The 19422-nt window shown below is 66.3% G+C and carries 21 protein-coding genes and 1 tRNA gene; 11 read left to right on the forward strand and 11 right to left on the reverse strand.

Features of this window, described 5'->3' with window-relative positions; all coding sequences use genetic code 11:
* Positions 1-174: 174 nt before the first annotated feature.
* Positions 175-1053, reverse strand: coding sequence for a KPN_02809 family neutral zinc metallopeptidase (gene ypfJ / locus BUC15_RS05590; protein ID WP_073186555.1), 879 nt, complete (start codon positions 1051-1053; stop codon positions 175-177).
* Positions 1054-1179: 126 nt separating this feature from the next.
* Here ypfJ and BUC15_RS19000 point away from each other — a divergent pair, with 126 nt between their 5' ends.
* On the forward strand, positions 1180-1860 hold the full coding sequence (locus tag BUC15_RS19000; RefSeq protein WP_084189386.1) for an NUDIX hydrolase: 681 nt from the start codon (positions 1180-1182) through the stop codon (positions 1858-1860).
* Positions 1861-1896: 36 nt separating this feature from the next.
* Here the strand turns inward: BUC15_RS19000 and BUC15_RS05600 are convergent, their stop codons facing one another.
* On the reverse strand, positions 1897-2733 hold the full coding sequence (locus BUC15_RS05600) for a Bax inhibitor-1/YccA family protein (protein WP_073186556.1): 837 nt from the start codon (positions 2731-2733) through the stop codon (positions 1897-1899).
* 126 nt (positions 2734-2859) lie between these two features.
* Here BUC15_RS05600 and BUC15_RS05605 point away from each other — a divergent pair, with 126 nt between their 5' ends.
* Positions 2860-4251, forward strand: a complete 1392-nt coding sequence (locus tag BUC15_RS05605) for an MBL fold metallo-hydrolase RNA specificity domain-containing protein (RefSeq protein ID WP_245787903.1) — start codon at positions 2860-2862, stop codon at positions 4249-4251.
* Here BUC15_RS05605 and BUC15_RS05610 read toward each other — a convergent pair.
* From BUC15_RS05610 to BUC15_RS05620, 3 genes are all read right to left on the reverse strand, one after another.
* On the reverse strand, positions 4229-5686 hold the full coding sequence (locus BUC15_RS05610) for a DHA2 family efflux MFS transporter permease subunit (RefSeq protein WP_073186558.1): 1458 nt from the start codon (positions 5684-5686) through the stop codon (positions 4229-4231). The two genes, BUC15_RS05605 and BUC15_RS05610, sit on opposite strands and share 23 nt — an antisense overlap.
* Positions 5687-5778: 92 nt before the next feature.
* Positions 5779-6240, reverse strand: a complete 462-nt coding sequence (locus BUC15_RS05615; protein WP_073186559.1) for a DUF3060 domain-containing protein — start codon at positions 6238-6240, stop codon at positions 5779-5781.
* 52 nt (positions 6241-6292) lie between these two features.
* Positions 6293-6365 (reverse strand) — tRNA-Leu (locus BUC15_RS05620).
* Positions 6366-6488: 123 nt separating this feature from the next.
* Between BUC15_RS05620 and BUC15_RS05625 the strand changes: the two genes are divergently transcribed.
* The 3 genes from BUC15_RS05625 (at position 6489) to BUC15_RS05635 (ending at position 9379) form a co-directional block, all read left to right on the forward strand.
* Positions 6489-7001 (forward strand): hypothetical protein, encoded by a 513-nt coding sequence (locus BUC15_RS05625; RefSeq protein WP_073186560.1) that lies wholly within the window; start codon positions 6489-6491, stop codon positions 6999-7001.
* A 22-nt stretch (positions 7002-7023) separates the two neighbouring features.
* Positions 7024-8544, forward strand: a complete 1521-nt coding sequence (locus BUC15_RS05630; protein ID WP_073186561.1) for a flotillin family protein — start codon at positions 7024-7026, stop codon at positions 8542-8544.
* Positions 8545-8734: 190 nt separating this feature from the next.
* Positions 8735-9379 (forward strand): PadR family transcriptional regulator, encoded by a 645-nt coding sequence (locus tag BUC15_RS05635; RefSeq protein ID WP_073186562.1) that lies wholly within the window; start codon positions 8735-8737, stop codon positions 9377-9379.
* Here BUC15_RS05635 and BUC15_RS05640 read toward each other — a convergent pair.
* Together BUC15_RS05640 and BUC15_RS05645 are read right to left on the reverse strand one after the other, a co-directional pair.
* Positions 9342-9935: an HD domain-containing protein gene (locus BUC15_RS05640; RefSeq protein WP_139280102.1), complete on the reverse strand. Its 594-nt coding sequence runs from the start codon at positions 9933-9935 to the stop codon at positions 9342-9344. The two genes, BUC15_RS05635 and BUC15_RS05640, sit on opposite strands and share 38 nt — an antisense overlap.
* Positions 9929-10345, reverse strand: a complete 417-nt coding sequence (locus BUC15_RS05645) for a hypothetical protein (protein WP_217652123.1) — start codon at positions 10343-10345, stop codon at positions 9929-9931. Before BUC15_RS05645 ends, BUC15_RS05640 begins: the two co-directional genes overlap by 7 nt.
* Positions 10346-10659: 314 nt before the next feature.
* On the opposite strand from BUC15_RS05645, the gene BUC15_RS05650 reads away from it, so the two are divergent.
* A complete protein-coding gene (locus tag BUC15_RS05650) occupies positions 10660-11292 on the forward strand; it encodes a SatD family protein (RefSeq protein ID WP_084189387.1) in 633 nt (210 codons plus the stop codon).
* A gap of 106 nt (positions 11293-11398) precedes the next feature.
* On the opposite strand, the gene tpx is transcribed toward BUC15_RS05650, so the two are convergent.
* The 3 genes from tpx to BUC15_RS05665 all read right to left on the reverse strand — a co-directional run bounded on the left by tpx (position 11399) and on the right by BUC15_RS05665 (position 13446).
* Positions 11399-11896: a thiol peroxidase gene (gene tpx, locus BUC15_RS05655; RefSeq protein ID WP_073186565.1), complete on the reverse strand. Its 498-nt coding sequence runs from the start codon at positions 11894-11896 to the stop codon at positions 11399-11401.
* 117 nt (positions 11897-12013) lie between these two features.
* The gene (gene ygfZ / locus BUC15_RS05660) at positions 12014-12943 is read right to left on the reverse strand and encodes a CAF17-like 4Fe-4S cluster assembly/insertion protein YgfZ (protein WP_073186566.1); all 930 of its coding nucleotides are present in this window, start codon (positions 12941-12943) and stop codon (positions 12014-12016) included.
* Entirely contained in the window at positions 12943-13446 is a 504-nt protein-coding gene (locus BUC15_RS05665) for a heme-binding beta-barrel domain-containing protein (protein WP_245787904.1), read from the reverse strand. Before BUC15_RS05665 ends, ygfZ begins: the two co-directional genes overlap by 1 nt.
* A 148-nt stretch (positions 13447-13594) precedes the next feature.
* Here BUC15_RS05665 and dtd point away from each other — a divergent pair, with 148 nt between their 5' ends.
* Positions 13595-14032 carry a D-aminoacyl-tRNA deacylase gene (dtd, locus tag BUC15_RS05670; RefSeq protein WP_073186567.1) on the forward strand — a complete coding sequence of 146 codons (438 nt, stop codon included), beginning with the start codon at positions 13595-13597 and terminating at the stop codon, positions 14030-14032.
* Positions 14033-14037: 5 nt separating this feature from the next.
* Here dtd and BUC15_RS05675 read toward each other — a convergent pair whose 3' ends face one another.
* Entirely contained in the window at positions 14038-14781 is a 744-nt protein-coding gene (locus BUC15_RS05675; RefSeq protein WP_139280103.1) for an NADase-type glycan-binding domain-containing protein, read from the reverse strand.
* A gap of 93 nt (positions 14782-14874) precedes the next feature.
* On the opposite strand from BUC15_RS05675, the gene BUC15_RS05680 reads away from it, so the two are divergent.
* Genes BUC15_RS05680 through BUC15_RS05695 form a run of 4 tightly spaced genes read left to right on the forward strand, consistent with a single transcriptional unit; the run spans position 14875 to position 19340 of the window.
* Entirely contained in the window at positions 14875-15537 is a 663-nt protein-coding gene (locus BUC15_RS05680; protein ID WP_073186569.1) for a winged helix-turn-helix transcriptional regulator, read from the forward strand.
* Complete coding sequence (gene mshD / locus BUC15_RS05685) at positions 15527-16387, forward strand: mycothiol synthase (RefSeq protein WP_175558254.1); 861 nt, start codon at positions 15527-15529, stop codon at positions 16385-16387. Before BUC15_RS05680 ends, mshD begins: the two co-directional genes overlap by 11 nt.
* Positions 16388-16389: 2 nt before the next feature.
* Positions 16390-18468, forward strand: coding sequence for an RNA degradosome polyphosphate kinase (locus BUC15_RS05690; protein ID WP_073186570.1), 2079 nt, complete (start codon positions 16390-16392; stop codon positions 18466-18468).
* Positions 18465-19340, forward strand: a complete 876-nt coding sequence (locus BUC15_RS05695) for an NUDIX hydrolase (protein WP_073186571.1) — start codon at positions 18465-18467, stop codon at positions 19338-19340. The genes BUC15_RS05690 and BUC15_RS05695 overlap by 4 nt, the downstream gene beginning before the upstream one ends.
* Positions 19341-19422 lie beyond the last annotated feature (82 nt).

Genomic DNA, 19422 nt, shown 5'->3' on the forward strand with positions numbered 1-19422 from the left:
TGCAGCATCCTGACCACAGGTCCTTGGGAAAGTCCCCGGGCAAGGTCACGATGGTTTCGTCACGGGCCGCTCGTACCTCACGGCCCGGCTCAACCGACACGCAACCCGGCTCAACCGACACGCAACCCGTCGTTCCCGCGCGGAGCGACAGACTCAACCGACGCGCACCCCGGCTCAACCGCCCAGTTCGTCGGTGGAGAAGGTGTCGCAACTGTTCGGATCGCCGCTCTGGAAGCCTGTGGCCGTCCAGTACTGCCTCATCTGGGACGACCCGTGGGTCCAACTCTCCGGCACGACGCGTCCGCTCGACTGCTGCTGGATGTGGTCGTCGCCGACGGCGCGCGCCGCGGCGACGATCCGGTCCAGATCGTCCTGCGTGACCGACTCGATCGGTGAGGTCGGGTCCTTGATCGTGTTCGCGAAGAACACCCCCGCGTAGCAGTCGGCCTGCAGTTCCAGGCGCACCTGGGCCGACTTGGGTCCTGTGTCGTTGCCGCTCTGGCGCGCCTTCGTCATCTGCCCCGTCAGGTTGGAGACGTGATGGCCGTACTCGTGGCCGACGACGTACAACTCGGCCACGTCGCTTCGTTCTGTGCCGAGTTGCGCGAGGAGTCGGGCGGTGAACTCCGAATCCAGATAGATCGTCGTGTCCCCCGGGCAGTAGAACGGCCCCATCTCCGAGGTTCCGGTGCCGCAGGCCGTGTCAACCTGGCCAGTGAAGATCATCATCCCTGCGGGCGGCTCGAAGCCGGATGCGAATTCGCCCTCCCAGAAGGTCGTCAGCGCATTCTCATAGACCGTCCATCGACATTCGGGCCGCTCGCCGAGATCGCTGGTGTTGTCACAATCGGGCTGGCTGGCGACCTGCTGGGCCTGGTTGCCGCCGTCGCCCAGGAGGCTTCCGACGTCTCCGCCCAGGAACACCACCAGCAGCAGGAGCACAAGCCCGCCGACACCGCCACCCACCGCCAGGCGCCCACGACCGCCGCCCCCGCCTCCGCCTCCGTAGCGGACCCGGGACTGATCGAGTTGCACGTTGTCGCGGTACTCCATGACTCCCCCTGACCTCGCCGGTGCCCTTCCGGGCATTTCCACACACTAGCCGCGCAGGGACGTCGGCGGTCAGATTGCCTTCAAAGCCGTCCGATGCCGCCAAAGCCCACCGGCTAAGCTTGTCCAATGCGCGTCATCGGTGTCACCCATCCTCTGGGCGCGCCGGTGGCAAGTTTCCCGGTAGCCCACGGACAGCATCCGCGTATCACGTTGTTCGATGAAGGATTCATTCCCGTTCGCCCCCTGGCGGCAACGATCATCGACGGCGACATCGTTTTCACCTGGCTAGTCCGCGAGGTGGTGGCCGCCGATCACCGTCCACCCGAACGGCACGCCGTCTATGTCGCCCCCACCTCCGAGCAGCCCCGGACCTTCCAACGCATCGGCGCCTACGCCCTGGTGCTTTCGGAGCGCGGCATCCTCGGCACTGTGAACTCCTCAGCCACCCTCGCGCCCGGCACGTGGGCCCTGCCCGGCGGCGGGGTCGACCCGGGCGAGGCGCCGTCTGACGCGGTGCTGCGTGAGGTGTTTGAAGAGTCCGGGCAGGAGGTCGTCCTGGACCGGGTGCTGTCGCTGGAGTCCGAGCATTGGATCGGCCGGTCCCTGGCCGGTCGCCTCGAGGACTTCCATGCGCTGCGGATCATCTACGCCGCAACATGTAAGACACCCAGCGACCCTGTCGTCCACGATGTCGGTGGATCGACGCAAGGGGCCGACTGGGTGCCGGTGCGAACCTGGCGCTCGCTGCACTGGACCAACAGTTCCCGGACCCTGCTCGCGCAGTACGCCCGGAAACTGTCGCGTTAGCCTCGATGCACCTCGAGGTGCGACGGGCCAAGAACGCTAGTTCCTGAAGTAGCTGAGGATGCGCAGGATCTCCGTGTAGAGCCACACCATGGTGATCGTGATGCCGAAGGCGGCGCGCCACGATTCCTGCGCAGGGGCCTGGGCCGCGATGCCGCGCTCGACCGAGTCGAAGTCGGTGATCAGGTTCAGTACCGCTAGCACGACCGCGACGATCGAGATGCCGATCGCCAGCATGCTCACATTGCCGCCGGCGTCACGGATTCCCGTGTTGACGCCGAACAGGGCGAAAACGAAGTTGACCAGCAGCACGCCTGCGAGCGAGATCGTCGCGATCGCGACGGTCTTGCGGAACTTGGCGGTGACCCGGATGTTGAAGAACTTGTACGCGGCCAGAGTCACGCCTGCGGTCACGAAGGTCGCGAGCACCGCCGAGACGACGATGCCGGGCCACATGTACTCGAAGAACTTCGAGAAGGCACCGACGAAGATGCCCTCGACGGCGGCGTAGAACATCACACCACCCACCGGCAGCTTCGCACGACCCGCCACCATGAACACGGTGACCAGTCCGACGATCCCGGAGGCGATGAGGGTCGGGGTCAGCATGCTGAGCGGAACCAGCATGAACGCGGCGACCGCGAAGAGCGCCACCGTGCCGAGCGTGATGGCCGTCTTGGCGATCACGTCGTCAAGCGTCATCACCGCCCCGGTGGCCACCGGCTGCTGGTAGGGGCTGTAGTTCTGCTGCTGCGTGGGGAACTGTCGGTATGGGTCGTTGCCCTGCCCCTGCTGGCCGAACCCCTGCGGGCCGGGCTGGGTTGGGGTGCTGTGACGCGTGAAGGCGTCGGGGCGACCGATGATCGGGTTTGCCATCTGAGTCTGCTCTCTTCTCAAGTCTCGCCGGGAGGCTTCTGCAATCCATGGTAGCGGCTCCCCCGAACGGGCTCTGGCAACCGGATGGGCCTGGATGACCGAACCCCCAGCAGTGGCGTCGACGCCATGCGACGATCAGTTATGGCCGATCCCACTCTCACGTTCCTCGGCGCCGCAGGTACTGTCACCGGTTCGAAGTTCCTGCTGAGCATCGAAGACAAACTGATCCTCGTCGACGCGGGCCTGTTCCAGGGAGAGAAGAAGCTGCGCAACCTGAACCGGGACAAGTTCAGAGTCGACCCTGCAAGGATCGATTCGATCCTGCTGACCCATGCCCACGCCGACCACTCGGCCTACCTACCGGCACTGGTCAGGCGCGGTTTCCGAGGCCCGATCTGGGCGACTCCACCGACGATCGGCCTCACCGAGATCGTGCTGCGGGATTCGGCCAAGCTGCAGGAACAGGCGGCCGAGGAGGCCCGAGATGGTGGCTGGTCGAAGCACAAGTCGCCGGAAGCGCTGTACACGATGGCCGACGTGGAGGACACGCTGCCTCTCCTGCGAGCGGTCGACTGGGACACCAACATCGACATTGACGGCGTCGCCTGGGCCACTTGGACCCACTCGGCCCACATCCTGGGAGCCGCCAGCATCCGGGTTGAGTTCGGCAACCGCAGCGTGCTGTTCTCCGGCGACGTCGGTCGTCACACCCACCCCATCCTGCGTGACCGCGAGATCCCACAGGGTGCAGACATTGTCTTGTGCGAGTCGACCTACGGCGATCGGTTGCACCCGGAACCGGCGCAGCCCCATGCAGACCTGGCCGACGCCATCTGCCGGACGGTCAGCCGCGGCGGTCAGGTGCTGATCCCCGCGTTCGCGATCGACCGCACGGAACTCGTGCTGCAGGCCCTGGTCCAGCTGAGACGTGATGGCCTGATCCCGGCTGTCCCCGTGGCCGTGGACGGACCGATGTCGCTCAGGGCCCTGGATATCTACCGCAACACGCCTGAGGAACTCCGCCCCGGGGTCTCGGTCGGCGACTTCACCGACCTCAACCTCCTGGAGACGAGGGAGCGTGTGGAATCCAAGAAGCTGAACAACCGGACCGACCCGATGATCATCATCTCGTCCTCCGGGATGCTTGAGGGTGGTCGGGTGCTCTATCACCTGAGACGATTGCTCCCCGATCCCGTCAACACCTTGATCCTCACGGGCTATCAGGCCGAGGGCACCCGAGGCAGGGCGATCGCCGAGGGCGCCCCTGCCGTCAAGATCAACGGCCGCTACATCGCCGTCAAAGCCGAGATCGTGCGCGACGACGAGTTCTCCGTCCACGGTGACCGGTCGGATCTCATCGACTGGTTGAAGGCGCTCACCCCGCCACCCGAGATCGTGTTCACGGTTCACGGCGAGTTGAAGGTGTCGACCGCATTCGCCTCGGACGTCCGACGGGAGGTCGGTTGCCTCGCCGTCGTTCCGACGCTCGGCGAGGTCATCTCCCTGGCGCCCGCATGAACGCGACGGCGACGACGCCGGGCAGCAGGAGCGCGGCGGGCAGGAACATCGATTGGCTCATGGCGGCCGAGAAGCCCTCAACCGCCTGGGGTGGAAGCCCGCCCCCTCCTTGTCCCTGTGCGTCTGCCCCCGGCCCCAGTTCCGCCGACAGCCGGGCCGACATCATGGCTGCGATCGCTGCAGACCCCAGCACCGACCCGACCTGGCGTGTGGTGTTGTAGACACCGGAGCCGGCCCCGGCAAGGTTGCGCGGCAGGTTTCTGGTTGCCACCAACGCTAGCGGTCCCCAGATGAACGAACTGCTGACGCCGACCGCCAGGCTCGGCAGCAACAGCCACCACGGGCTGCGCGACGGCTCCATCCACAGCCCGTACCACGCCACCGCGCCAGCCATCCCGAAGAGGCCACCCGCGATCCAGGGTCGCGCGTCGCGGTTCTGGAGGAATCGTCCGGCAATGGGCGAGAGCAGCCCGGCTGCGATCGCCATCGGCATCATCAGGAATGCCGACTGGCTCGGGGTCAATCCCCTCGCCGACTGCACGTAGAGGAAGAGCGGGATGTTCATGGCGGCTGCGACGAGGCCCATCACCGAGATCGCCGCGTTGGAGAGCACGTAGTTGCGGTCCCTGAACAACTCGAGGGGCACCAGGGGCTCACTCCTGGTGGCACCCTGCCACCAGACGAACACCCCCATCGCCACAACCCCTGCCGCGATCATCGCCGGGATCGGGACCGGGACTGTCACACCCGCCACCCCGACCGGCATGCTTCCCCAGTCGTAGGTTTCGCCTTCCTGGATGCCGAACACGATGAGGAACAGAGCGACCGCGCTGAGCAGCACCCCGACGATGTCGAACGAATGCGTGTGGGTTTCAAGCCTCGGGACGTTGACGGCGACCAGCACGACCCCGACGATCCCGATCGGCACGTTGATGAAGAAGATCCACTCCCACCCGACGGCGTCGACGAGAAAGCCGCCGAGCAGTGGGCCTACCAGCATCGCCAACCCTGCGACGCTGCCCCACAACCCCATCGGGGCGCCGCGGCGCTCCGGAGGGAAGGTGCGCATGATCACGGCCATCGTCTGTGGCGCCATCAGGGCGGCTCCGAGACCTTGCGCCACCCGGGCGAGGATCAACATCCCGATGGTGCCGGCCAGGCCACACCACAACGACGAGGCGGTGAAGATGATCAGGCCGATCAGGAACACGGGCTTTTGCCCGAACCGGTCCCCCAGCCGACCCGTGATGAGCAGCGGCACCGCGTACGCCAGAAGATACGCACTCGTCACCCAGATCACCTGGTTGATGTCTGCGTTGAGCGCCGCCATGATGTGCGGGATCGCGATGGTCACGATCGTGGAGTCGACGAGGATCATGAAGAACCCGATGATCATCGAAAGGAATCCCGGCCATGGTGAGCGTGACGGATCCATGCGGTTGCTCCTGTCGACGGCGGTCTGTGGTACGTCGGAGCGAAGAATACGGCAGCCGGAGGGAAGTGCCTTCTGCGACAGCAGAACCGCCGTCAGCGACTGGCTAGCCTGGCCACGGAATCGGCTGCGTAGTTGGCGACCTCAGGGTCGCCGGTCTCCCATTCCACGACGCTGCCGTACGCATCGGCGGTGAGGGTGACGGAGTCGACGCTGCCGGTCAGGACGACATGCCCGTAGCCCTCGACCACCAGGGTTCCGATGTGATCCGCCGTCACGATACTCATGTCTCCTGACACCCGGACGCTGCTGCAGTCGCCTTCGAGCCTGACCCCGTCGTCCGCGTTCGACACCACGGTCTGCCCCGACCTGCAAGTGCGGGTTTCACCGGCCGCGCCAGAAACTGCCGCCCGGTCGAAGGAAGATTCGCTACCGCCCTGCCCGGAGACGACCCCGTCCGTGACGGCCGGTTCCAAGGGCGGCTCGAGCCAGGCACATCCGGTCAGCCCGATGAGCGCCACAGCCGTGACGATCCGCACGATTGCGCGTTGGGACACGTCCCACCTCTTCCGGTCAGGCCTCTGCTAGCGACGCCTTCAGCGTAACCCGTGCCCCCGACGGGATTCGAACCCGCACTTTGGCGGGTTTAAGCCGCCTGCCTCTGCCGTTGGGCTACGAGGGCCTGACTCACATACTAACGACGCCCAGGCGGGCCCATCCACGGTGGATCGCTCCTCCTCGGGGACCCACCCTGGTCCCGCCCTTCGCTAGTCTGGATGGAAACCGAGGGGAAGGACGAAGGGCAGTGACCCTGTTTCTCATCATCGGAGGCGTCGGCGTCCTACTGGTTCTCATAGCCCTGATCGTCGGCGATCTGCTCGACGGGCTCTTCCACCTCGACGTCCTCGGCGGAGACCTCTTCTCGTTCTCCAGCATCGCCGCCTTCATCGGAGCATTCGGCTTCGGAGGCGCAATCGGACTCTCGCTGATAGACAACACGGCCTTCGCCGTCGTGGTCGGGGCGGTCGTAGGAGGGCTGGCGGCCTGGGGCGCCGTCGCCCTGACCAAGTCACTCAAGCAGGGCGAGAGCGCGGCGAGCTTCCGGTCCGATTCGATGATCGGCCATTCCGGTTTCGTGATCACCTCGATCCCCGCGGGCGGCTACGGCGAGATCCGCATCTCGGTCGGCGGGCACGTCCGAAAGTTCAGCGCCAGGTCGGCGCTACCGGTCGACACCGGGCAGGAAGTCTGGGTCTCATCGATCCTGTCCCCCACCGCCGTCGAGGTCACACCCACCACCCCAGAACTCACCCCTTAACTCGAAGATTGGAAAGGCAGTCATGCCCGAACTCAACCCGATAGCAACGGCCATCATCGGCCTGTTGGTTCTCCTCCTCCTAGTGGGGCTGCTGATCGCCAGCCGCTACAAGGTCGCCAAACCCAGCGAGGCGTTCCTGATCACCGGCCGGAAAGGCAAGGAGGTCCGAAATCCGGAGACGGGGCTGGTCTCCACGGACCTCAGCGGCCAGAAGGTCGTGATGGGCGGAGGCGTGTTCGTCGTGCCGTTCATCCAACGCCTCCACGTGCTCGACCTGTCGTCGCGCCGGATCATGGTGACCATCCGCAACGCCGTCTCCGGCCAAGGCATCAAACTCAACGTTGACGGCGTCGCGATCGTTAAGGTCGGCGGTAACGAGGACTCGATCCGCGCCGCCGCGCAGCGCTTCCTCTCACAGCAGGACGAGATCGAACCATTCACGCAGGAAACACTCGCCGGGTCGCTGCGTTCGATCGTCGGCTCGCTGACGGTTGAGCAGATCATCCGCGACCGCGCGGCGTTCGCGCAGCGCGTCACAGACGAGTCCGAGTCTTCCCTCACCGGGCAGGGGCTCGTTCTCGACACCTTCCAGATCCAGGACATCACCGACGACGGCACCTACCTGAACGATCTCGGCCGCCCCGAGTCGGCCAAGCTCGGCCGGATGGCCGCCGTCGCCGAGGCCGAGGCACGTCGTGAGGCCGAACAGGCCCAGATCGCCGCCGAGCAGGAGATCGCCATCGCCCAGCGGGCGCTGGTCCTCAAGCAGGCGGAGATCCAGGCCGAGACCGACGCCGCCCGCGCAACCGCCGCCTCCGCAGGCCCGCTGGCACAGGCCGACCGCGACCAGGCGATCCTGCAGGAGCAGGAGAAGGTCGCTGTCGCGCAGGCAGCGCTGAAGGAGCGCCAGCTCGATACCGAAGTGCGGCGCCCCGCCGACGCCGAGCGCTACCGCGTCGAGACCGGCGCGGAGGCGCAGCGCAACGCTGCCATCTTCGAAGCCGAGGCCCGCAAGGCTTCCTCCATCGCCAACGCGGAAGCGGAGGCGGAGAAGGCTCGACTGACCGGTGTCGGTGAGAAGTCCCGTCGATCTGCGCTCGCCGAGGTAGAGGCCATCGAAGGCGCCAGGCGAGGCGAGGCCGAGAAGGCACGCCGAGTCGCCGAGGCCGACGCGGTTCGCGCGGAAGGCGAGGCGAAGGCCGCAGCGGTGCTCGCGGTCGGCCAGGCCGAGGCCGAGGCGATGGACAAGCGCGCCGAAGCGTTCCAGCACTACAACGACGCTGCCATCCTGCAGATGCTCATCGAGGTACTACCCGCGGTGGCCGAGAAGGTGGCTGCGCCGATGGGCAACATCGAGAAGCTGACGGTGGTCTCGACCGACGGCGCGGGCGCCCTGCCCCGCCAGGTCACCGACAACGTCATGCAGACGCTCCAGTTGGTCTCCGACACCACCGGCTTCGACCTGTCGGCCCTGCTTGACCGCTTCGCTAAGAAGGATCAGAGCGCCGATGAGGAGGTCGTGAAGGGCGACGTGGTCGCGTAACCCGACACCCTGTGAGAAGCGCGCCGACCCGTTCGGCGCGCTTCTTCATTTCCTACCGCGGGGCCCATCACAGGGAGCCTCGACCACGTCTTAACGATTGGTTCGCGATATATCGTTGACAGATCGCGATGCTCTGTTTATCCTTGAGGTGTCGGCTTCAAGTGGAAGCCGCCTGATCGGAGGAAAAACCATGAGGAACTTCAACAGAGACTGCCCACCAGAGGGCCAGCACCACCATCACCTACATCAGAGCGCGTTCGAGGAGGCGGGCGGCGGACGGGGCGGGCGATCACGGCGTCCCAGGGGCCCAGGGTTCCCACCCGGCCCGGGCTTTGGTCCGGGCTTTGGACCCGGCTTCGGCCCTGGCTTCGGCCCGGGGCGCGGCGGTGGGCGCCGGGCCCGCCGCGGCGACGTCCGGCTGGCGACGCTACTGCTGATCGCAGAGGAGCCCCGCAACGGCTACCAGATCATCCAGGAACTCGACACCCGCACCGGGGGTCGCTGGAAGCCGAGCCCGGGGGCCGTCTACCCGGCCCTCAACCAGCTCGAGGACGAGGGACTGATCCGGGCGACGGAGGCGCCCAGCGGCAAGACCTTCGAGATCACGGAAGCAGGAAAGGCCGAGGCTGAAGCGGCCGCGGACCGCCCCGCCCCGTGGGAGCTGCCGACGGATGAAGACGCTGGTGTGGCGCACGATCTGATGCACAGCTTCCACCAGCTTGGCCAGGCCATCGGCGCCGTCGTCCAGTCCGGAAATCAGGACGCGGTAACCAAAGCCACGGCGGAGGTTGAGGCGCTCAGGCGCCGGATGTACCAGATCCTGGCCGATTCGTGATGGTGTCGCGCTCGAGCGCCAGGTTGCGCCGGGCCGCGGCTTCCCAGAGGGCCACCCCCTTGGGCGTGCGGAAGATGGCCGCACGCCCAACGAGACGATCGATGAAGTCCAGCCGGCGGGCTTGCCAAGCGGCCCCGTCGAGGCCCGGCGACTCGGAGCGCACCCTTTGCGCATTGGCCAGGTAAGCGCCCCAGGGGGAGGCCAGCGCGGCCAGGTCGGCGTCACTGATCCTCCCGCCGGCCAGATCATCGGGCCCCGGGTCGTGGTCGATTGTCACGAGCACGAGGCGAATCACCTCCTCACGTTCAGAGGCCGGGAAGACGCCGTCGAGCAGGGAGCCTGCGAGCAGCGCCGAGGCCTCCTCGTCTGAGGGCGATGAGGATCGGTGAACGGCGTCGTGGAACCAGAACGCCACCCGCTCCGGTCGCCCGGCTCCCAGGAACGCGAGCACGCCCAGGCCGTGACGGAGGTGGCTCTCGCCGTGATAGCGACGGTGTGGTTCACGCCAGCGGCGCAGGAGCTCGGCCTCCACTTCAATCGGAAGATCCGCTACCACGCACGGACCCCCCAGTACGCGGCACCTGCCCACAGCCCAGCCCACAACAGCGAGGCGAAGGTCCCGATGATGAAGAGTTCGCCCTTGCGTGACGACGGTTCGCTGGTCGCCAGCTCCGCGTAGCGACCCAGCCCCTTGACGGCCAGCACCATCGCAATGCCTGCCGGGAAGCCGCCGACGATGCAAACATAGACCGCAAGCCGTTCGAAGACACCTACCCAGCGCCCGCCTGGAAGATCGGCCTGAGCCCTGACGAGCCCGAGATTCTCCCGGGCAAGCTCGATCTCGTCATGGGGACCCTGGCCTGAGTCGTCGATGCGACGCAGGATGAGTCTGATCGCAGGGTTCCCCCAGACCGCCAAGACGGCGCCTGCGGCCAGGATGAGCATCCTGAATAGAAGGTCGAGCACCACCGAGACGCTACACGTCGAGGCCGACAAGACGGACACCGCCACGCACCGGGCGCGCCGCCTCGTGAGGAACGAACGGGACATAGGCGTTACCCGCTGGCACACGGCGCAGAATCCCGACCACAACATCGTTGGGGGACTCCCCGCACAAGGTCGCGATGGTTTCGTCACGGGCCGCTCGTTCCTCACGGCCCGGCTCAACCGGCGCGGCGCGGCTCAACCGACGGGCGGGCGGCTCAATCGACAGCCAAACCGCAAACGCGCTGACTTAAGTTACTAGCTTCATTGAGTCCAAATGAAGCTAGTATCTTCACATGCCCACTTCGTCCCCAATGGTCGCCCTACTCGCCGACCTCGTGGCTTCGCGGACGGCCGACCGGACACGCCTCCACGATGCAGTCATAGAAGCCGCAGCTACGGTCAACGACCGCGTCTCGAGCGTCGACCAACTCCGCCCAACCGTCGGCGATGAACTTCAAGGGGTCTACGCGACGCTCGGCGACGCGCTCGCCGCATCCTTTACCCTCAGGTTCTCCCTCGCCCCGGAGTGGGACGTGCGTTTCGGGATCGGGGGCGGCCAAGTGCGCACCGTCGACCCCGAGCTCCGGATCCAGGACGGTTCGGCCTGGTGGCTCGCCCGTGAGGCGATCGACTGGGTCCATGCCTTCGCCGATGTGAAAGGGCACGGCAGCGCCCGCACCGCGATCCGCGACGAACGCGCCGAGGCAACGCCACAGGCCGACGCCCTGGTCCGACTGATCGACGCCCACTTCGCGCGACTCCGCGACGGCGCCGTCAACACCCTCGGAGGCATGTGGGCAGGCCTGGACAACGCCGCCATCGCCCAACGCGAAGGGATCAGCGAGTCTGCAAACTCGCAGCGCGTGATCAACAACGACCTGCGTCCACTCCTGGACGCCATGAGCACCCTCATCACTCTCCCCTGAACGCAGAAGGGGTCGGCATGGCGCCGACCCCTCCAGAACTCCCAAGACACCCGCGAGCGACCTACCTCCGCCGCACCAGATGATCCCGTGAGCGCCCAGGCGAACCTCAGCCGATGGCAGCCAGCGCCGCGTCGTAGTCGGGCTCGGTCGTGATCTCCGGCACCTGCTCGGTGTAGACGACCTTGCCGTCGGCGTCGATCACAACGACCGAGCGTGAGAGCAGACCGGCTAGCGGGCCGTCGGTCATCGTGACGCCGAAGGTCTCGCCGAAGTTCGTCCGGAAATCAGAGGAGACCACCACGTTCTCGATGCCCTCCGCGCCGCAGAAGCGGTTGAGTGCGAACGGGAGATCGCGCGACACGCACAGCACTGACGTGCCCTCGAGACCGGCGGCCTTCTCGTTGAATGTGCGCACGCTCATCGCGCACACCCCCGTGTCGACCGACGGGAAAATGTTGAGCACCAGTTTCTGGCCAGCGAAGTCGCCCGATGAGATCGGGGCCAGGTCGGTGCCGACGACCTCGAAGTCGGGGGCTGTGGAGCCGACGGCGGGCAGTTCGCCGACTGAATGGACAGTGTTTCCCTTGAATGCGATTTGAGCCATGCCACCGATCCTTCCCGATCGGCGACCAGTTTTCCAGGCGGTCCCGATCAATGGACGGCCGGCCCATGGAGGAACGCTCCAGCCGAACCGCCCACCAGCACCGGGACGGGCCGACGCTCAGCCCAGCACGGGCCTGACGTGCAGCCCGACATCCGGGTCGACCAGGGTTTCCTGGGCGGCCGCGATGTCGCCGATAAGCAGTTCCGCTTCGACCGGAACGCTCCGTTTCACCAGGCCAAGCGCCATTGGGCCGAGTTCGTGATGGCGGCCCGACGACCCGACGAATCCCACCTTGCGCCCGTTCAACTCGATGGCCGCACCCACCTCGGGCAGCTGCGACATTGAACCGTCCAGGTGCAGCTGCACCAGCCTGCGCGGCGGCCGCCCGAGGGTGTGTACGCGGGCGACCGTCTCCTGCCCGCGGTAGCAACCCTTGTTCAGGTGCGTGGCGACAAGGCCGATCTCGTTGGGGATCGTCTTGAAGTCGGTGTCGACGAACATGCGCGGAACCCCGGCCGCGATCCGCATCGCGTCGAACGCCCAGGTCCCGACGGTGCCGACGAGCTGTTCGCCGACGGGGAGGAAGGCCTCGGTACCGCCGAGTTCGCTGTCGCGCACCCGCCAGCCGTCCGGGACGGCCACCCGATGGCCGACCCAGGCAAGTGCCAGGTCGGTCCTGCGCGCGACCTCGACCCGCATCGCGAACCGCATGGATTCGAGGAACCCGACGAGCGCGTCGGCGTGCCCCGGCTCGGTCCAGGCCAGGAAGCTGGTGCCGTCGTCGACGCCGTAGAGCACGTGCTCGATGTGACCGGTCGGCGACAGGATCAGCGCGGACGTCGCCTCCCCGGGCCGCAGGGATTCGAGGTGCTGCGTCGTCAGAGAATGGAGCCAGGCCAGCCGGTCGACCCCGGTGATCTCGACGATCTCCCGGTTATGGAGGTCGACGACGCCCTCGCCCGACTCCAGCGCCCGCGCCTCGCTGACGGGGTTGCCGTAGTGCCAGGCCAGCCCGGCGTCGAGGCCCTCCTCGATGACGACCGGCATCAGGCGCGCTTCAGACGTGCCCACAGATGGGGCCTGAGGTCGTGCTCGGCGGTTGCGCGGTCGAGCGCGTACATCAGGTCGCCGTCGACCTTCCCGTAGAGCCGTTGCCCGGCCGAGTGGGACACCTGGGCGCCTTCGGCGCGCACGACGGCGTCGGTGCGGAGATCGATGCGGGTCACCTGGATCTGACCCACCAGCAGTTCGGTCCAGCCGTCCGAGTTCGCCAGCATCACCTCGATCGACGCGTCTGCCTTCGGGTGCCAGAATCCGGTCTCCATGCCGAACGGCTCGGTCTCGGCACCGTCCTCTCCCAACAGGAACGTCTGGGACGCGTAATAGAGGTACTCGCCGCCGTTGTGGTTGAACTCGATGCGCTGCTCGAACTCGAACCCGACGCCTTCGTGGTCGGTGCCGTTGCCGGTGCCCTCCCAGCGCCCCACGAGCCACCCCAGGGCGGTCAGCTTCGGGTTCAGGCCCTCGGGGACCTCAATGTCGATGTTCAACTTCCGCTCCTCATGTTCTTCAGCAGCGTCCACATCACGGCGGCCAGCGCCATGATCGCCAACAAACTGGTCAACGCGGCCGCGATGATCAACACCCAGACAAGGACGCTCATGGCGGCCAGTATACGAAGGCCGCCACAATGGGGGCATGCGCGCAGTGGTCACCAGGGTCGAGTCAGCTTCCGTGAAGGTCGACGGCGAGGTGATCGCCGAACTACCCCGGCCCGGGCTACTGATCCTTGCGGGGGTCGGCCATGAGGATTCCGCCTCCGAAGCTGGCGCCCTTGCCCGGAAGATCTGGGGGTTGCGCATCCTGGACGGCGAACTCTCGGCCAGCGATGTCGACGCCCCGATCCTCGTTGTGAGTCAGTTCACGCTGTACGCCTCCACGAAGAAGGGGCGCCGCCCGTCGTGGAGCCGGGCCGCGCCCGGGGTCGTCAGCGAGCCGTTGGTCGAGGAGTTGTGCAACCAGCTCGAGGCGCTCGGTGCCAGCGTCGAGAGGGGTCGTTTCGGCGCACACATGTCGGTGGCCTCAGTCAACGACGGGCCGATCACCGTCCTGATCGACACATTGAACTGGGAGTAGGTTGCTCACGCCGGGGCCAGGAACTCGATCGAGCTGATCGAAACCGCGTCGACGGTGTCACTCTCCCCGCCGGGATCGGTGGCGTCCTCGATCCTCATGTTGACGCTGCGGGTCTGGATCTCCGGGAATCGGACCTCCTGGAAGCCACGGTTGTTCACCGTCAGCCCCTGCACGAAGTAGGAACCGTCCGAGAACTCCCATCGGATCCTCAGGATCCGACGCTCCTCCGCGAATCGCCCCGTCCAGACGGTGTTCCCGTTGATCAGCCGCAACCCGACGAGCGTGGTCGGGTCGTCGAACATGAATACGATGGATTCACCTTTCCCGTCGCCGGGGCATCGCCAGAAGGTCGCCGGGTCGTCGTCGAGGAGGGCGGACGGCACCTCCCGGCCCCCGTTACCCTGGCACTCCCCATGTGCTTCGAGGGCCTCGACCGCCTTGACCGACCCGTCGAACGGCGCAAGATTGCCCTGGACACCCGAAGTCGCGACAGGGGAAGGGGACATGACCGGCTCGGTATCCGGTACCGCAGGTCTGAACACCAGCTTTCCCAGGATGAAGGCCGCCACAAGGACGAGCAGCAGGACGACCACCAGGCGACGCGGCGGGACGCCTCCACGCATCGGCAACGTGAAGGTCGGAGCTGGTGGGCGGGCTTCCACCGGCTCGTCCGGGGGCTCTGTCTCCCCGACATCACCGGATTCGCCCGCGCGCACCCGGAAGTACTCATCCGGAACGCGTGGCGCCATGCACTTCATGCTACAAGCCATGTCCGGGGCGGATGGCGACTCCTGCCCCGGATGGCCTGGGCGTTACGATGAGCAGAGCCTGCGGAAGGAGGAATGACACCGGTGGGTACCGTCATCTTCATCTCCGGGGTCGAACCCCCCGATGAACTCGCACTGCTGAGCCACACCGTGGCAAGGGCTTCGTCCGCGGCACAGGCACTCTTGGAGGCGGAGACCGCAGACGTGCTCATCGTCGACGGCCGCACCGAGTTGGCCGCCGCCAGGTCGGCCTGCCACACGTTGTCCCAATCGGGTGAGACCCCCATCCTGCTGATCGTGGCCGCGACCGGGCTTGCGGTACTCACCCCCGAGTGGGGATTCTCCGATTTCATCACCGAGGGTTCGGAGCCGGCCGAACTCGACGCCCGCATCCGGATTCTGTCGCGTTCCAGCACCGACCCAGATGTGCTGACCGCCGGACCGATCCGGGTAGATGGGGCGGCCTATTCGGCCTCGGTCAACGGGGAGCCTCTCGACCTCACCTACACCGAGTTCGAGTTGCTGCGCTATCTGATGCAGCATCCTGGGAGGGTGCTTTCCCGGGAAACGCTGGTGAGCCAGGTGTGGGGCTACGACTACTACGGCGGCACCCGCACCGTCGATGTACACGTCCGACGGCTGCGGGCCAAGCTCGGCCAGTACGACAGTTACATCGGCACCGTCCGCAACGTCGGTTACCGTTTCGCAAGCTCAAGGGAGTCAAACCGTGCTGGTTAACCTGTCCCCGCTGACCCGCACGATGCAGGAGACCCTGCGTCGCCTGGTCGCCGCCATCGAGGAGCATGACGGCATCTCCCCCATCAACGAATCGGGGTCGTTGGGAATCGATAGCAGCCGCGAGGCCGACTTCTTCTTCCTGGGCCGACGCGACGACCCGTTCGGCTTTGTGATCTGCGACGAGCGTGACGGCACCTTGCAGGTTGGCGTCCACCCGGAGCACCGGCGAAAGGGATACGCGACGATGCTGCTCAGTGAGGCGCTCAGCAGCTACCCCGACTTCTCTTTGTGGGCCTTCGGAACGCTGCCCGGCTCCCGCGAGCTCGCGGCCCGGCTGGGCCTCGAACCGGTGCGCGAACTACTCAGGATGGAGCGGCCGCTACTCGACAGCGCGCCATCCGAACCGACCGTGGACGGCTATCGCATCACCGGCTACTCGCCTGCCGATCGTGAGGCCGTCGTCGCCCTCAACGCGGCCGCGTTCGCACACCACCCGGAACAGGGTCGACTCACACTGGCCGAATTCGACGAGTTGACGGCGCAGCCGTGGTTCGATCCGGAAGGGCTGCTGGTCGCCAGACGCGGCGATGAGGTCGCAGGCTTCCACTGGACCAAGCGCCACGGCGGCGGCCTCGGCGAGGTTTACGTCATCGCTGTCGCGAAGGCTCACGAGGGTCGGGGAATCGGCAGGGTGCTACTGGAGCGCGGGCTGGACCATCTCGTCTACGCTGGGGACGATCGGGTACAACTCTACGTTGAGGCCGACCAGATCCGAGCCGTGCGGATGTACCTTGCGAGCGGGTTCACGGTCAGCCAAACCGACACCAGTTTCCACGCCACGAAAGGTTGAACATGAGCGTGCCTCCCCTTCCCGCGGATCGATATCTCGACCGCGAGTTGTCCTGGCTCGCGTTCAACGAGAGGGTCCTCGACCAGGCGCGCGACGGTGTCCGCGTGCCCCTCATCGAGCGGGCGAAGTTCCTCGCAATCTTCTCGTCCAACCTGGACGAGTTCTTCATGGTCCGGGTGGCAGGGCTCAAGCGCCGCATCGCCGCTGGTGTCGCGGTGCCCACCCCTGCTGGGAAGATGCCTGGCGAACTCCACACCGAACTCCTCGAGCGTGTCACCGAACTGGTCACGGAACAGTCGCGCGTCTTCCAGGACGACGTGCGTCCGGCCCTGGCTGCCGAGGGAATCGAGATCCTGGGTTGGGACGAACTGACCGCCGCCGAGAAGGATCGGATGAGGGCGTTCTTCGCTGAGCGGATCTTCCCGGTTCTCACGCCCCTTGCCGTCGACCCTTCGCATCCCTTCCCCTACATCTCGGGGCTCTCGCTGTCGCTCGCGGTGATGCTGCGCAACCCGTCAACAGGAGCCAAGCAGTTCGCACGCGTCAAGGTCCCACCGCTGCTATCCCGCCTCGTGAAACTCGCCGAGGGTCGCTTCCTTCCGCTGGAGGAGATCATCTCGCGTCACCTTGGCCAACTGTTCACGGGCATGCAGGTGCAGTCCTACACGACCTTCCGGGTAACCAGGAACGAGGACATCGAAGTCGAGGAGGACGACGCCGAGAACCTGCTGTTCGCTCTGGAACGTGAACTGCTGCGCAGCAAGGTCGGCAGGCCGCCGGTTCGCCTCGAGGTACAGGAGAACATCAACGAGGAACTGCTGCAACTGTTGATGTCGGAGTTGGACGTCGCGGAAAACGAGGTCTTCCGGCTGCCCGCACCCCTCGACCTGACCGGGTTGTTCACCCTCGGCGACACCCGCCGCGAGGACCTGAAGTACGCCAACTTCCTGCCCATCACCCACCCTGATCTGGCGCAGGTGGAGAGCGCGCGGCCCGCGGACATGTTCAAGGCGCTCAAGCAACGCGATGTGCTCGTGCAGCACCCGTACGACTCGTTCGCCACCTCGGTCCAGCGGTTCATCGAGCAGGCCGCCGCCGACCCGGCGGTGCTGGCGATCAAGCAGACCCTCTACCGCACGTCCGGCGACTCCCCCATCGTCGACGCCCTCATCGAGGCGGCGCAGGCCGGGAAGCAGGTGCTGGCCATCGTCGAGATCAAGGCCAGGTTCGATGAGCAGAACAACATCGGGTGGGCCCGGAAACTGGAGAAGTCGGGCGTCCACGTCGTCTACGGGATGCTCGGCCTCAAGACTCACTGCAAGCTTGCCCTCGCCGTCCGAGAAGAGGCCACTGGGCTTCGCCGGTACGCGCATGTCGGCACCGGAAACTACAACCCGAAGACCGCCCGAATGTATGAGGACATGGGCCTCCTCACCGCCAATCCCATCATCACCGACGACGTGGCACGCCTGTTCAACCACCTGTCGGGCATGACGCATGAGACGCACTACCGCCGTCTGCTGGTCGCGCCGCTTGGCATCAGGAAGGGCCTGCTCGAACACATCGACACCGAGATCGCCAACCACGCCGCAGGCAAACCTTCCGGCATCCGGATAAAGGTGAACTCCGTGGTCGACGAGGCGATCATCGACGCGTTGTACCGGGCCTCGCAGGCGGGCGTCCCCGTCGACATGTGGGTTCGCGGCATCTGCGCCATCCGCCCGGGGGTCCCCAGCCTCAGCGAGAACATCCGGGTGCGCTCGATCCTCGGCCGGTTCCTGGAACACTCCCGGGTGTTCTGGTTCGCGGGCGGCGGCTCACCCATCGTCGGGATCGGTTCCTCCGACATGATGCACCGCAACCTCGACCGCCGGGTCGAGGCGATCGTGTCGCTTTCGAATCCGGCGCACATCAAGCAGGTCGAAGACCTGTTCGACAAGGCGTTCGCCCCTGGCACGGTCCACTGGGAGTTGCACGACGACACGTGGACGGCGCACACGACTGATGAGGACGGCGAGCCGCTCACCGATCTGCAGGACGTGCTCATCCAGCAGACCGCGGCCCGGCGTGCACCGCGATGAGTAAGACGATCAGGATCCGGGCTGCTGGCGCCGTCGTGCTGCGAGGCGAGGACGAGCAGAGCGCAGAGGTGCTGACCATTCACCGGCACAGCTACAACGACTGGACGTTGCCGAAAGGCAAAGGCAAGGTCGATGAACTCCCCCCGCACACCGCGATCCGCGAGGTGCTTGAGGAGACGGGTTGCCTCGTCCGGCTGGGGTTGAGGTTGCCCGCCATGCGGTATCAGGTCTCCAAGGGGCCGAAGAAGGTCGAGTACTGGCGGGCCGAGGTCGTCGAGGCGCATGAGTTCGAGCCCAATGCGGAGGTTGACCGCGTCCGCTGGATGACGATCGAGAAGGCAATGCGCACCTTGACGTACGCCGACGAGCGTCGGGTGCTATCCGCGGCCCTCCTCAAGCCGCCGACCATCCCCTTGATCCTCGTGCGCCACGGCAAGGCGATGCTCCGCAAGGACTGGACGGGGCCGGACCAGGAGCGTCGCCTGACGGCCCGCGGTCGCCGTCAGGCCGAGGTGCTCAGCCAGCTGCTGAGCGCTTACGGCGTCGAGGACCTGATCTCGTCGTCGTCGACCCGCTGCGCCCAGACGCTGACGCCTTACGCCCTCCAGCAAGGCATCGACATCCGCACCGAAGACGTGCTCACGGAGGAGGAGGGGACGGTTCGCCCGAAGGATGTGCGCCGCTACACCGCCCAACTGCTGTCGTCCATCACGGTCCCTACCGCGATCTGCGGCCACCGGCCGGTGCTCCCTGCGATGTTCGAAGGTCTCGGGCTCGAGCCACGGGCCATGGTGGTCGGCGAGGCGATCGTTCTCCACCGCGACGCGGACGGCAACCTGGCCGCCGTCGAGGTCCACAAACCAACCGCCTGAGGCGTCGCGCCGGAAGCGTGGACAGTCCGGGTTTTGGTCAGGTCGAAGGCGAGGTCGGTCGCCTGGATACCCGCGCTGGTTG

The organism is Tessaracoccus bendigoensis DSM 12906, assembly GCF_900141915.1.
GTDB lineage: Bacteria > Actinomycetota > Actinomycetes > Propionibacteriales > Propionibacteriaceae > Arachnia > Arachnia bendigoensis.

What these genes read in the sequence shown, in the direction of transcription:
- BUC15_RS05635 (WP_073186562.1), top strand. Translation starts at nt 8,735, where the DNA reads ATGAGGAACTTCAACAGAGACTGCCCACCAGAGGGCCAGCACCACCAT.
- BUC15_RS05695 (WP_073186571.1), top strand. Translation starts at nt 18,465, where the DNA reads ATGAGTAAGACGATCAGGATCCGGGCTGCTGGCGCCGTCGTGCTGCGA.
- BUC15_RS05630 (WP_073186561.1), top strand. Translation starts at nt 7,024, where the DNA reads ATGCCCGAACTCAACCCGATAGCAACGGCCATCATCGGCCTGTTGGTT.
- dtd (WP_073186567.1), top strand. Translation starts at nt 13,595, where the DNA reads ATGCGCGCAGTGGTCACCAGGGTCGAGTCAGCTTCCGTGAAGGTCGAC.
- tpx (WP_073186565.1), bottom strand. Translation starts at nt 11,896, where the DNA reads ATGGCTCAAATCGCATTCAAGGGAAACACTGTCCATTCAGTCGGCGAA.
- BUC15_RS19000 (WP_084189386.1), top strand. Translation starts at nt 1,180, where the DNA reads ATGCGCGTCATCGGTGTCACCCATCCTCTGGGCGCGCCGGTGGCAAGT.
- BUC15_RS05600 (WP_073186556.1), bottom strand. Translation starts at nt 2,733, where the DNA reads ATGGCAAACCCGATCATCGGTCGCCCCGACGCCTTCACGCGTCACAGC.
- BUC15_RS05605 (WP_245787903.1), top strand. Translation starts at nt 2,860, where the DNA reads ATGCGACGATCAGTTATGGCCGATCCCACTCTCACGTTCCTCGGCGCC.
- BUC15_RS05610 (WP_073186558.1), bottom strand. Translation starts at nt 5,686, where the DNA reads ATGGATCCGTCACGCTCACCATGGCCGGGATTCCTTTCGATGATCATC.
- ypfJ (WP_073186555.1), bottom strand. Translation starts at nt 1,053, where the DNA reads ATGGAGTACCGCGACAACGTGCAACTCGATCAGTCCCGGGTCCGCTAC.
- ygfZ (WP_073186566.1), bottom strand. Translation starts at nt 12,943, where the DNA reads ATGCCGGTCGTCATCGAGGAGGGCCTCGACGCCGGGCTGGCCTGGCAC.
- BUC15_RS05680 (WP_073186569.1), top strand. Translation starts at nt 14,875, where the DNA reads ATGACACCGGTGGGTACCGTCATCTTCATCTCCGGGGTCGAACCCCCC.
- BUC15_RS05675 (WP_139280103.1), bottom strand. Translation starts at nt 14,781, where the DNA reads ATGGCGCCACGCGTTCCGGATGAGTACTTCCGGGTGCGCGCGGGCGAA.
- BUC15_RS05690 (WP_073186570.1), top strand. Translation starts at nt 16,390, where the DNA reads ATGAGCGTGCCTCCCCTTCCCGCGGATCGATATCTCGACCGCGAGTTG.
- BUC15_RS05650 (WP_084189387.1), top strand. Translation starts at nt 10,660, where the DNA reads ATGCCCACTTCGTCCCCAATGGTCGCCCTACTCGCCGACCTCGTGGCT.